The following is a 12,901-nucleotide window of genomic DNA, read 5'->3' on the forward strand; positions in this document are numbered from 1 at the left end:
GCGGCGCGTACCGCTTGATGTTTTTTTGGTTGTTCACTGCCGCACAGGCAGCTTAGAAATTTTCCAAAGGTATTGTATGAGTCAGGACACCGTTCACTGCCGCACAGGCACCTTAGAAAAGTGTGCGCGCCAATCCTTGCCCCCGGCTGATGTTCACTGCCGCACAGGCACCTTAGAAAAGTGTGCGCGCCAATCCTTGCCCCCGGCTGATGTTCACTGCCGCACAGGCAGCTTAGAAATTCAACTTCTCTTTCACATACTCATGGATCTTGTTCACTGCCGCACAGGCAGCTTAGAAAACAGAGAGACCGGCACCGGCGGCCATTACCGCGTTCACTGCCGCTCAGGCAGCTTAGAAAGATGAGCCAGGGCGAACCTGATGATTTGTTCTGGTTCACTGCCGCACAGGCAGCTTAGAAAACTTTGGTATATGAAGATTTATCTAATGAGCCGTTCACTGCCGCACAGGCAGCTTAGAAATTTAGGCATTGCCTAATTTCTGTGGTTGATTGGTTCACTGCCGCACAGGCAGCTTAGAAATGCCAGTTGTCGCTCACTTCCCTTTGCTCCTTGTTCACTGCCGCACAGGCAGCTTAGAAACGTCTGAGCTATCGACAATATCAATCACCAGTGGTTCACTGCCGCACAGGCAGCTTAGAAAGTAAAGAAGCCAGGCGGGAGATTGAACAGGAGGTTCACTGCCGCACAGGCAGCTTAGAAAAAGCCCCATGGCGACACTGCCTAAAGCGGTCAGTTCACTGCCGCACAGGCAGCTTAGAAAAACGGCAAGACCAAGCCCTTGATGATAGACCAGTTCACTGCCGCACAGGCAGCTTAGAAAGGATCAATAACGCGGCAGTACGGGAAGCCTACGTTCACTGCCGCACAGGCAGCTTAGAAAACTAAAGACGAGCTGCTGCAATTTGCCCAGGCGTTCACTGCCGCACAGGCAGCTTAGAAAACTAAAGACGAGCTGCTGCAATTTGCCCAGGCGTTCACTGCCGCACAGGCAGCTTAGAAAAAATAGTCTGGGTCATCCAGATCAGTGCTGCTGTTCACTGCCGCACAGGCAGCTTAGAAACGATTAAAGAGAGCTTGTCGTAAGCCTGGTTGGTTCACTGCCGCACAGGCAGCTTAGAAAATGACCCAGACCAACGCCGAAGGGATTGTGGTGTTCACTGCCGCACAGGCAGCTTAGAAATCGCAATACTCCCGCAGAGCTTCCACCGCTTCGTTCACTGCCGCACAGGCAGCTTAGAAACATCAACAGTGACAAACCGACACCCAGAGTCCGTTCACTGCCGCACAGGCAGCTTAGAAATGGAATCACAGGTGGAGCAGGAAAGCGCGGAAGTTCACTGCCGCACAGGCAGCTTAGAAAACCAAATCAAACCCCTTTGACCGGGTAATCAGGTTCACTGCCGCACAGGCAGCTTAGAAAAGTCATCCTGGTTAAACGGCCATGGAATAACAGTTCACTGCCGCACAGGCAGCTTAGAAACATAAAACACGAGTATTTATAAATTTTAACTGGTTCACTGCCGCACAGGCAGCTTAGAAAGAAACTCCATCAACCTAATGAAGCTGAAAAGTGTTCACTGCCGCACAGGCAGCTTAGAAACGTCAGTCAGTCCGGGCTGAGTCGTTATGCCAGTTCACTGCCGCACAGGCAGCTTAGAAAGGTAATGTCCAGCAATGCACCATCCCCCCAATGTTCACTGCCGCACAGGCAGCTTAGAAAGCAAGAGCCTGGGAGGTGTGCTGTGAGCGGTAGTTCACTGCCGCACAGGCAGCTTAGAAACTGGCTTTTTGTTCCTAACGAGCCTTATCCCTGTTCACTGCCGCACAGGCAGCTTAGAAATTTAACGCCATCGATAGCGCTTTTTGTCTGCCGTTCACTGCCGCACAGGCAGCTTAGAAAAGACCGGCATTCGAGCCGTTGTTCCAGTTGCCGTTCACTGCCGCACAGGCAGCTTAGAAAAGTTCCATAACACTCGTAGCATTCCCGCTTCCGTTCACTGCCGCACAGGCAGCTTAGAAATGACCTCTTTCAGACCGCAGGGCGTTTTACACGTTCACTGCCGCACAGGCAGCTTAGAAAGGAACCCCACGACGTAGACGTAGAAACCGCGCCGTTCACTGCCGCACAGGCAGCTTAGAAAATTATCCCGGTATTGTCACCGGGCAGTTATGCGTTAACTGCCGCACAGGCAGCTTAGAAAATGTAGCGTTCAAGGTCTATGAAACTGACAAGGTTCACTGCCGCACAGGCAGCTTAGAAATAGGACATTCCTTTTCCGGTTTTGATTTTGTTGTTCACTGCCGCACAGGCAGCTTAGAAAAGCAGAGCCAGACGTATGAAGCGATCAGTGACGTTCACTGCCGCACAGGCAGCTTAGAAATTGGGCTCTACTAATCGAACCAGCAGGCTGGTTGTTCACTGCCGCACAGGCAGCTTAGAAATGCAAATGACCGAATCAATAGAGATGACAACGGTTCACTGCCGCACAGGCAGCTTAGAAACGAAACATTTAAAGGTGGATGGGATTTTTACGGTTCACTGCCGCACAGGCAGCTTAGAAATGCCGGATGGATGGCTTTATCGAGTTCGGCGAGTTCACTGCCGCACAGGCAGCTTAGAAAGCTACCAATAGGGTTAAGGCATACGCTTACACCGTTCACTGCCGCACAGGCAGCTTAGAAAAGATGGAGCCTGCTACCCATGATGATATCTGGGTTCACTGCCGCACAGGCAGCTTAGAAACGTTACGGCATGGTAGCCAACCCTTACGTTTCGTTCACTGCCGCACAGGCAGCTTAGAAAACTGAGTCAATTTGTAAGAAGGCACGTTCTTCGTTCACTGCCGCACAGGCAGCTTAGAAAACTAGGGCTGACGTGGGGCTGAACAACGTTGAGTTCACTGCCGCACAGGCAGCTTAGAAATTCCCAACAATCCGGTTTGTATTCTGCTATCAGTTCACTGCCGCACAGGCAGCTTAGAAATGTTGGGCGCTGATTACGCCGAAGCCGCCGAGGTTCACTGACGCACAGGCAGCTTAGAAAGTCAAAGTGATCACCCAGGGTGATGCTGGTGTGTTCACTGCCGCACAGGCAGCTTAGAAAGACATTATCCAAATGCTTCATATTGCGATACCGTTCACTGCCGCACAGGCAGCTTAGAAAGTTAACAACTTGCAGGAACTTCGCCAACAGGCGTTCACTGCCGCACAGGCAGTTTAGAAATGCTTACGAATGCTCTCAATCAGCGCCATTGAGTTCACTGCCGCACAAGCAGCATAGAAAACCACATCGAAGTTGTTGGCCAGCAATTCAAGTCCACTGTCGCAAAGCCACCCCCAAAACAAGACAAACGCCCCACCACTATCAACAACTTTTGGGATATAGAGGGATGTTTACCCCTCTCCCCACAACACCATAAATGGAACCAAATAATCATATTGAGGTCGAAAGGCGGTGTTTATAGTCCAAGTGTGCAGGGTTTATCTTGAAAGCAACAGCATCAACCTACTCTCACCCAAAGCCTGTTTTCCGGGTCGGTCAACAAACCGGTTCCAGCGGGATTCCTGCCCCCTCCGGCAGCACATTCATCGGTAAAAGAATATCAAATCTTCAGTCTCACAGAGGGAGAAAAACTACCCCGGATGAAGGCAAATGGATTGAGGATGCCTTTTGGAAAAGAAAATCATTAAACGGGCGTCAAGTCACCTCGGCTGTAGTGCTTCAAGCTTATTATAAATATGACAAGAGCTCTCTAAGGTCTGGCCTCTTCCTGCAAAAACTTTGCTTACAGAATATTCAATATGGCAATAAAAAGATTACCACAGATCAGGTCATGCAAGAATTCAACCGGGAACCAAGTCGAAACGATAAGCAGCAATTAGCGATAGCTCGCTTCAAAGCGGAATGTTGCCTGAGGGGTCTGTTGTTGAATAGTCAGGAGGTCACACCGGAAGCAGTGGTTGAAGGTTATCAGGCAGCCAAAGCCACACTGGAGCTCGCCCGTTTCAAGCAAGAATGTTGCCTGAAGCAGCTGCCGTTAAATGGCAGGGAAGTCACCCTGGATGAGGTGATTAAGAGTTTCCCGGTTAGTCCGGAAGGCAGACTGGGGATAGCGCGCTTCATCGAGAAATATTGCCTGAGTGGGCTGGCGTTGGATGGCCAGCACGTCACGCCGGATACCGTGGCCAAGGGTTATCTGACAATCAATGCAACACTGGAGCTGACGCGCTTCAAAGAGATATGTTACCTGAAAGGCCTGCCGTTGAATGGCCAGCAGGTCACACCGGACGAGGTGATTAAGGATTATGAGACAGCCGGGGCAGTACTGGAGCTGGCACGTTTCAAAGCGGAATGTTACCTGAAGGGCTTGTCTTTAAATGGCCAGGAGGTCGCTCCGGGGGCAATAGCCGGGGATTTTCAGGCAGCCAATACAACACTGGACCTGGCACGCTTCAAAGAGGATTGTTGTTTCAGGGGCCTGACGTTGAATGGCCAGCAGGTCACACCGGATGCGGTGGTTAAGGATTTTCAGGCAGCCAGGGCAACTCTGGAGCTGGTGCGCTTCAAAGCAGAATGTTGTCTGAAAGGTCTGCCGTTGCATGGCCATCATGTCACACCGGATGAGGTGGACAAGGAGTTTCCGGACAGCCCGGCAGGCAAACTGGGCAAAGCACGCTTCAAAGAGGCATGTTGCCTGAGGGGCCTGCTTTTGCATGGCCAGCAGGTCACACCGGATGAGGTGGTCAGGGACTTTCAGGAAATCAGGGCAACAGTGGAATTAGTGCGCTTCAAAGCCGAATGCTGCCTGAAAAGCCTGTCATTGAATGGCCAGCCAGTCACACCGGATGCGGTGGTTAAGGATTTTCAGGCCGCCAAATTAATACTGGAACTGGCCAGCTTTAAGGGACAATGTTGCCTTTTGGGCCTGGCGCTGAATGGTCAGCAGGTCAAACCGGATTCAGTGGTTAAGGATTATCAGGCCGCCAGGGCCACACTGGAACTGGCACGCTTCAAAGCAGAGTGTTGCCTGAGGGGCCAGCTGTTGAATGGCCAAAAGGTTGCACCGGATGAGGTGATGAAGGATTTCCCGGATTGTCCGGAAGGCAGACTTGAGGCAATGCTCTTTAAAGAACAATGTTGCCTGAATGGCCTGGCGTTGAATGGCCAGCAGGTCATGCCGGATGCGGTGGTTAAGGACTTTCAGACAGCCAGGTCGACACTGGAGCTGGCACGTTTCAAAGCGGAATGTTGCCTGAGAGGCCTGTTGTTGAATGGCCAGCAGGTCACACCGGATGAGGTGGTCAAGGGTTTCCCGGTTAGTCCGGAAGGCAAACTGAGAATGGCGTATTTCAAAGCAGAATGCTGCCTGAGGGGCTTACCGTTGGGTGGCCAGCAGGTCTCACCGGATACAGTGATTAAACACTATCAGGCACTTCAGGCCAAACTGGAGTTATCGTACTTCAGAGCGGCATGTTACCTGAAAGGCCTGCCGTTGAGTGGCCAGCAGTTCACACCGGATGAGCTGGACAAGCACTTCCCGAATAGTCTGGAAGGTAAACTGGGGATAGCGCGCTTCAAAACAGCATGTTTCCTGAGGCACCTCCCGTTGAATGGCCAGCTGGTGACACCGGATGAGGTGGTTAAGGGTTACCGTGCCGTCAGGGCAACCCGGGAGCTGGCACACTTCAAAGCGGAATTTTGTCTGAGGGGCCTGCCGTTGAATGGCCAGCTGGTCACACCGGATGAGGTGGTTAAGGAATATGAACGGGGAGGCTGGTTACATGATCGAGATTTTTTTTATTCTCATCTGCCATTGCCTGCAAAATCTGAGTTAACTTTAAGTATTTCATGATTTCTTGAAAGTAACGCCAGTTATCGATAATGAGACTTACTAGAAGTAGACTGCCGCTCATTAACTACGTTTTGTTGCAGCAAAGAGTGGTATATTTGATGCCCTCTCCCAACATAAACGGAACCTGATAGTTATATTGAGGTCAAATGTCGTTATTTGTAGTCAGGGGGTTATTTTGCAAGCAACAGCCTCAGCTTACTATCACCCGGGGCCTGCCAGCCGGGTTGATCAACAAGCCGGTTCAAGCCGGTTTCCTGACCGCTTCAACAGTACCTTTAACGGTAAAAGAGTCACCAGCCATCAGTATTATGGAGGTACCGCCGTTCCCCTGGATGGCAAAGATGTTGAGGATGCCTTTTGGGAAAAAAAACCATTACAAAAACGTAAAGTAACCCCGGCTGATGTGCTTACCGTTTACGGAATGGACAGCAGTTCTCTTAGAAGCGGCTTCTTCCTGCAAAAGCTCTGCTTACGGCACGTGCGATGTAACAGAAGAAAGATTACTCCGGATCAGGTCATTCAGGAATTCACCCGGATGCCAGACCGAAATCATAAGTACAAATTAGCGATAGCGCGCTTTCTGGATCAATGTTGCCTCAGAAGACTGCCGTTGCATGGTCAACAGGTCACACCGGATGCGGTGGTTAAGGGTTATCAGGCAACCGGGGCAGCACTGCCGCTGGCGCGCTTCATAGCGGAATGTTGCCTGCGGAGGCGGCCACTGAATGGCCAGCCGGTCACTCCGGATATGGTGGTTAAGTGTTTTCAGGCCGCCTGGGCACCTCTGGGGGTAGCGCGCTTCAAAGCAGAATGTTGCCTGAGGAGGCTGCCGCTGAATGGTCGGCCGGTCACTCCGGATGCGGTGGTTAAGGATTTCCGGGCCGTCGGGGCCACATTGGAGGAGGCACGCTTCAAGGCAGAATGTTGCCTGAGACATCTGCCCTTGAATCGCCAGACGATCACTCCGGATGAAGTGGTTAAGAATTATCAGTCAGTCGGGGCAACACTGGAAGTGGCACGCTTCAAAGAGACATGTTGCCTGAGAAATCTGCCATTGAATGGCCAGCCGGTCACTCCGGATGCGGTGGTCAGGGAATATGAACGGGGTGGCTGGTGGCGCGAAAGAAATATTTTTTGTTCCCAGCTGGAATTGAGTACAAGAGAATCGAAAATTCCTGCCCGGATAACAAGGAGGTAATCAGAAGCGTTTAGTTTTAACCACCAGCAAAAACACTCCTGCCTGTTCCAACACTACCGGCCCTGCTTTTAAGGGAAGGCAGTGTTGCATAGGAATCTTTATCGCTGACCAGCATATAAGCACCACTGGGCCTTATTCCCGTTCGCCTGGCGTAGGCTTTCACGGAAGGGTAGTTGATTCCTGTGTCCGGATTATAACAACTGCCATCTGGCCGCTGCATAATATAGTGATCCCGCCGGACTTTGAGACCATGATCATCCAGGCCGAGCATGGAGTAATTGCAAACATGTACCAGCAGCCGCTCATTCTGGCACAACCTCGGCGGTGAAGTGCGATGCACCGGACAATATTGTTTAATTTCTCTCCAGTTGACAGGATCTCTCTGCCCAAAATACCACTCGGTAAGCCATGATGAGCAATAGAAGCGACTATCAAGCCCAAGCAGTCTGGCAGCATTCCTGATACCCACAGGACCGGAAGCAGGGCCGTTATTCAGGTCTCCCAGAAGATCAGGCTGCAACTCCCCATTACCGCTGACCAGCCTGCCGGTAATTGCATAAATCGCCGCCTCAGCACTTCTGTCGAGAATGGACTGGCCATTAAATTGATAGAGTCTGTTGTTGGGTATTTGATTTATACCAAGCTCATAAGCTGCTTGCTGCAGGCACCTTGCCGCACAGCTATTGTGATACTGTTGCTTTGGCAAGGTATCGAAGTGGTTTGCACCAACCAATGTTACGCGCCTGCTGCCCAGGTAAGACTTGATAAATCTGGCATCACGCAAATCCCAGATTTGCCTGACCACATTGGATTCCGGCACCGTCACTTTCCAGCGAAACAGCCAATAGGCAAACCCTTTAAGCCTGCCCAATCCCTTGCCGGTATTGTAGATACAGGATGCAGCATCACGACCGGAAAACTGCACATAACCTTCACTGATAGCAACACCCATATTTTCTTCCCTGAATAGCTGTCACAACCCAACAGTGGTTGGGCATTTGGAGTATCTTACTTCGTCATCACCAAAACTTGAGTGACGAAGCAGCAAGCAAACCTGACAATTACTTAACCACCGGCCCCGCTCCACCCGGGTATGCACTGCGATCACAGATTAATAAAGCTACGCCTGTGTATGAGTAACCACTGGACTGACTGTACTGTTCAAGACTTTTATAGAGAGCGGCATCCTTGGGGTCATAACAGCTGCCATCGGGCCTCTCCATAAGCCAATGAAGCGCTGTTGTATCTTCGCGTCTTACCGCATGAATGCATCGCTCATTCAGGCTTAATTTTGGTGGCGAACTGTTTTTTACAGGGCAAAGCGCTGAAGCCCTGCCCCATTCTTTGGGGTAACAAAGCTTCAGATAGTACTTCAAAAGTAGTGAAGAGCAATAAAACCGGCCATCAAGCCCCAACTCCCTGGCAGCAGCCAGCATTCCATCAGGTAAGCTATAACCGCCATACTTTGGAGACGTTAACTGCCGCTTCATGGTGTCATCAAGCAACCGGCCTGAAATACCATAAATCGCTTCTTCAGCACTGTCGTCTGCAATACTTTGCCCCTGAAATTTATATATCTCCTTGTCAGGAAGATGGCTGACACCAAGGTCGAATGCAGCCTGTCTTAAAGCCTGGGCACCACAGCTATTACTATATTGTGATTTTGGCAGTTGCGTTACCATTTCAGGAACCTTTGTCACAACCCGGGATTGCAAAAACGAATGGATAAAATAAGATTCTCTGTATGCCCAAATCATATTGTGCAGCTCCTCGGCCGGACGCGTCACCTTCCAGCGAAACAGCCAGTAGACCGCCCCGAGCAAACAGGACAACCCTGATTTTGTATGGTAAAAATATGACGCAACATCCCTGCCGGAGATCTCCACGCTGGTATCGCCAACTACGCTCATTGCTTCTCCAAACGCTTATGTGAAACAGCACGTAATAATCGATTCACAACGATTCTAATAGTTTTGATGGATAGAAAGCATAACAGGAAGGCAAGAATGGCTAACACTCATTCACTGAACGTAAGTATCACTGTGCCTCCGGCAAAAGGGGAAACGGTATAAATTCGAACCAACAATAGCCATAACCTATAGTGTCGATTCCATGGCCTGTGTACAATCGAAGCTATTAACAAAGCCCCCTCTGGCCCACGACTGCAAATGATGACTTATACAACCGCTCTGAGTAACAGCCTGCCCCGAAAGCTGGCAGCCATTGCTATCGCTGCGCTTATTCCTGCACTGATGACTGCCTGCTCATCACAGCCTAAAAGTCCACTTGTGCCAATCGCAAAATCGATCAAAAGCATCGACCAGCAGTTGGCCGAGGCAGCGCGGCTCAGTTACCCGGAGCGGGCCACCCGGACGCTTGCCATCACCAGAGAGCTGATGAGTAAAGAACCAACCCGCACACAGCAGATTCTGGATCAAATGCCGTACCAGCAACTGCCAAAGCCAATCCAGGCGGAACTGGCGGTTCAGCAGGCTCAGATTGCCCAGATCAACAGTCAGGACTGGGCGGTGTTTGAGTGGCTTGATCGCGAGGCCGTTATTGTCAGTAACAGCACCTCCATTAATGCCCGGGCGCATACTCTGAAAGCACTTGCCTATGCCAGATTTGGTGAATATCAGGCTTCCCTGGATGAGTGGCTGCTGGCTGGCCCCTACCTGACCGAAGCAGAACGTGAACCACATTACGACAGCTTCTGGCAGACACTCCTGCATGTCCCGGCGGAGCAGCTCGGCAGCCTGTATCAACAGGAAAAGTCACAAAAACTGAAAGGCTGGCTGGCCCTGGCCTTAATCTATCAAACCGGTCGCAGCCTGGATCAGCAACTGGCCGGACTTGAACAGTGGAAGCGGGACTGGTCATCCCATCCGGCGCACAAGTATCTGCCCGGGGACTTTGAAACCCTGAAGAGCAGCTCAACCAGGCGTCCTGACAAAATCGCTCTGCTACTGCCGCTGTCCGGAAGGCTGAGCAAGGTCGGTGAAGCCCTTAGAGACGGCCTGCTGGCCTCTCACTATGAAGCCATGGGGTCAGGAGAACCTCTCCCGGAACTTCAGTTTTATAATACCCAGGACACCGATATCAACGATCTGGCCACCCGGGCCATTGAGGAGGGAGCACAGCTGATTATTGGCCCTCTGAGTAAAAGCCGGGTAAAAGCGATAAACAGTGATATTACCAACCGCATCCCGGTTCTGGCGTTGAACTATATTGAGGACGCAGCCGACCCGCTGTCCGTTGATGGAGTACCGGCAACACCGGCCGGGTATCGTGCGGGTCTCTACCAATTCGGGCTCTCGGCAGAAGATGAAGCCATTATGGCCGCTGAACGAGGCAAACTGGATGGACACAGGACGGCCATTATCATTACACCCAACACCGAGTGGGGAAAGAAAATCAACGCCACTTTTGCAGCCCGATGGGAAGAACTCGGCGGTGAAGTTGTCGGCTCCGGTGAATTTGACCCGCAAACCCAGTTCAGCGCCCTGGCTGGCAGGCTGTTGCACACCGATCAAAGCGAAGCGAGAGCCAGACAGCTGAAACGTGTTCTGGGCGAAAACCTGGGATTCCAGGCTCGTCGGCGCCAGGACGTGGACATGGTCTTTATTGGTGCCAGCCCTCAGGAAGGAAGACAGATCAAGCCTGCCCTGGCCTATCAATACGCACGCAATGTTCCGGTCTATGCAACATCCAGCGCATTTTCAGGCATCACCAATACCAGTCAGGATCAGGATATGGACGGTATTCGGGTTCCTGTTATGCCGTGGTTAATTCCCGGAACACCGGATCCGCTGGAACAGCAGATCAATACCCTGTGGCAACAATCCAAAGGCCAACTGGGCACACTTTACGCGCTGGGTGCCGATGCCTACAAGCTCTACCCAAGACTCCAGCAACTGGTAAACCTGCAAGGCAGCCAACTGCAGGGAATGACCGGATCATTAAGTATTGCTCCGAGCGGAAAAGTCCGTCGTGAACTCTCGTGGCAAATATTCAGGAATGGCCGACTCACGCCACTCCCTATCGTGAAGCCCAAAACCCCGGAACGTGTCACCTCTGTGAAAAACAGAGCGACAAAACCAGTAACCACCACTACTTCCGTCCTCTATGCCCTGGAAGCTCAACCTTAGTAGCAGAAAGGGTGCCGAGGCAGAAAAAAGCGCCCTGTTGTTTTTGCAGCAGCAGGGACTGACGCTTTTGCATAGAAACTTTGCCTGCAAAGCCGGTGAAGTGGATTTGATTATGCTGGACCACGCCACCCTGGTTTTTGTCGAAGTTCGCTCACGAAGCCATGTCCAATTCGGTAATGCCGCCAGCTCAATTGACCGAACCAAGCAACAGAAAATTCGCAAGACCGCCGCCGTTTATTTGCAAAAATACCGCCAGCACAGCCACAGGATCTGTCGATTTGATGCAATATCCATTGACAATCATGACGGCACAGGGCAAAACAGCTTAAAATGGATTAAAAGTGCTTTTTAAGAAGTTATCTTAGAAGCAGAGAAATCTTCTGATCGCTGTTCAGAAGAGCGACTTCAGAAGAAAGAAAACCGGATGGTTTTCATTTCAAGGTTTCAGGCATGCATGAACGTATAACGCAACACTTTTCCGACAGCATCGACGCCAAAATCCGCTCGGCCGATACTCTCCCTCCGCTCATTGCCGATGCAGCAGAGATGATGGTTCAATCTCTGCTGAACGAGGGAAAAATCATGGCCTGTGGCAATGGCGGCGCGGCTGGCGATGCCCAACACTTTGTTTCTGAGCTGCTTAACCGGTTTGATCGTGAACGCCCTGCCCTGCCAGCCCTGTCACTTTGCGCAGACAGCCTGACCATGAGTTCCATCGCTAACGATTCAAGTTACAACGAAGTGTTCTCTAAACAGATACGGGCACTGGGCCATGAAGGTGACATACTGCTGGCTATCTCAGCCCACGGCAACTGCCCCAACATGGTTCAGGCCATACAGGCCGCCCATGACAGGAACATTCAGGTGATTGCCCTGACCGGCAAAGACGGCGGTGACATGGCGCGCCTGCTCCACCCGGAAGAGGTGGAAATCAGGGTGCCTGACATCAGCCCACAGCGCATACAGGAAGTGCATACCCTGATTATTCATTGCCTGTGCGATCTGATTGATGAGTTTCTGTTTTCCGCTGAATAACCTGGCATCATCTCCAGAAAACCTTAATTTTTCACTCTGCATGAGGGTAATCATGAAACCTATCGGCATTGCGCTCTCCACCTGCCTGCTCACCGGATTACTGACCTTATTAAGTGGTTGCGCCGCGCTGGTTGACTCCGTTAACGAAGAGCCTGTCAACATTGATAACAGCAAACGGACCTGGGGGTCCTGGATAGATGACCAGACCATTGAAACCGTCACCGCCGTGAACATTAACAAGGCAGATCCAGCCCTGAGAGAGTCAAGAGTCAAGGTGATCAGCTTTAACGGTACTGTCTTGCTTATTGGCCAGGTTCCCAACGCAAACCTGAAAAAGCTGGCTGGCCAGACGGCACAAAGGGTGGAAAAGGTCCGCCAGGTCTACAATGAGCTGGAAATTGGCCCAAACGCCGATATCCTGGTGCAAAGTAACGACAGCTGGTTAACCACCAAAATCAAAACCTCAATGGTGACCAATGAAGCCGTTATCGCTGACCGAATCAAAATCAATACGGAACAGGGAACGGTTTATCTGATGGGACTCATTACGCCCAAAATGGCACAGGAGGCCGTATCGATTGCCGCCAATACCTACGGCGTTTCTCGCGTTGTCAAGGTGTTTGAGTACGTTCGATAATCAACAAACA

Annotated in this window: 8 protein-coding genes and 1 CRISPR repeat array (1 of these 9 only partly in view); of the genes, 6 read left to right on the forward strand and 2 right to left on the reverse strand. The window is 51.3% G+C overall.

The window, feature by feature from the left end; translation table 11 throughout:
• A CRISPR array of direct repeats spans window positions 1-3,304; the repeat unit is 28 nt; unit sequence GTTCACTGCCGCACAGGCAGCTTAGAAA (it extends 1,171 nt beyond the left edge of the window).
• A gap of 202 nt (window positions 3,305-3,506) precedes the next feature.
• The gene (locus tag J7438_RS12320; protein WP_209276759.1) at window positions 3,507-5,873 is read left to right on the forward strand and encodes a hypothetical protein; all 2,367 of its coding nucleotides are present in this window, start codon (window positions 3,507-3,509) and stop codon (window positions 5,871-5,873) included.
• Between the two features lie 175 nt (window positions 5,874-6,048).
• Complete coding sequence (locus tag J7438_RS12325) at window positions 6,049-7,071, forward strand: hypothetical protein (protein WP_209276760.1); 1,023 nt, start codon at window positions 6,049-6,051, stop codon at window positions 7,069-7,071.
• A gap of 16 nt (window positions 7,072-7,087) precedes the next feature.
• On the opposite strand, the gene J7438_RS12330 is transcribed toward J7438_RS12325, so the two are convergent.
• Both J7438_RS12330 and J7438_RS12335 read right to left on the reverse strand, forming a co-directional pair.
• Complete coding sequence (locus J7438_RS12330; RefSeq protein WP_209276761.1) at window positions 7,088-8,023, reverse strand: T3SS effector IpaJ family cysteine protease; 936 nt, start codon at window positions 8,021-8,023, stop codon at window positions 7,088-7,090.
• A gap of 109 nt (window positions 8,024-8,132) precedes the next feature.
• Window positions 8,133-8,753 (reverse strand): T3SS effector IpaJ family cysteine protease, encoded by a 621-nt coding sequence (locus J7438_RS12335; protein ID WP_209201172.1) that lies wholly within the window; start codon window positions 8,751-8,753, stop codon window positions 8,133-8,135.
• 486 nt (window positions 8,754-9,239) lie between these two features.
• Between J7438_RS12335 and J7438_RS12340 the strand changes: the two genes are divergently transcribed.
• The 4 genes from J7438_RS12340 to J7438_RS12355 all read left to right on the forward strand — a co-directional run bounded on the left by J7438_RS12340 (window position 9,240) and on the right by J7438_RS12355 (window position 12,891).
• The gene (locus tag J7438_RS12340; protein WP_209276762.1) at window positions 9,240-11,219 is read left to right on the forward strand and encodes a penicillin-binding protein activator; all 1,980 of its coding nucleotides are present in this window, start codon (window positions 9,240-9,242) and stop codon (window positions 11,217-11,219) included.
• On the forward strand, window positions 11,197-11,571 hold the full coding sequence (locus tag J7438_RS12345) for a YraN family protein (RefSeq protein WP_209201170.1): 375 nt from the start codon (window positions 11,197-11,199) through the stop codon (window positions 11,569-11,571). Before J7438_RS12340 ends, J7438_RS12345 begins: the two co-directional genes overlap by 23 nt.
• Before the next feature lie 98 nt (window positions 11,572-11,669).
• Window positions 11,670-12,254, forward strand: a complete 585-nt coding sequence (locus J7438_RS12350; RefSeq protein WP_209201169.1) for a phosphoheptose isomerase — start codon at window positions 11,670-11,672, stop codon at window positions 12,252-12,254.
• A gap of 52 nt (window positions 12,255-12,306) precedes the next feature.
• A complete protein-coding gene (locus tag J7438_RS12355; protein WP_209201168.1) occupies window positions 12,307-12,891 on the forward strand; it encodes a BON domain-containing protein in 585 nt (194 codons plus the stop codon).
• The last annotated feature ends 10 nt before the right edge of the window (window positions 12,892-12,901 follow it).

The sequence above is a fragment of the Thalassotalea sp. G20_0 genome (genome assembly GCF_017744175.1).
Taxonomy (GTDB): Bacteria; Pseudomonadota; Gammaproteobacteria; order Pseudomonadales; family Endozoicomonadaceae; genus Endozoicomonas.

Bases quoted from the DNA above. Each gene is read 5' to 3' on its own strand.
- J7438_RS12350 (WP_209201169.1), top strand. From the start codon at position 11,670: ATGCATGAACGTATAACGCAACACTTTTCCGACAGCATCGACGCCAAA.
- J7438_RS12330 (WP_209276761.1), bottom strand. From the start codon at position 8,023: ATGGGTGTTGCTATCAGTGAAGGTTATGTGCAGTTTTCCGGTCGTGAT.
- J7438_RS12335 (WP_209201172.1), bottom strand. From the start codon at position 8,753: ATGGTAACGCAACTGCCAAAATCACAATATAGTAATAGCTGTGGTGCC.
- J7438_RS12340 (WP_209276762.1), top strand. From the start codon at position 9,240: ATGATGACTTATACAACCGCTCTGAGTAACAGCCTGCCCCGAAAGCTG.
- J7438_RS12355 (WP_209201168.1), top strand. From the start codon at position 12,307: ATGAAACCTATCGGCATTGCGCTCTCCACCTGCCTGCTCACCGGATTA.
- J7438_RS12345 (WP_209201170.1), top strand. From the start codon at position 11,197: ATGCCCTGGAAGCTCAACCTTAGTAGCAGAAAGGGTGCCGAGGCAGAA.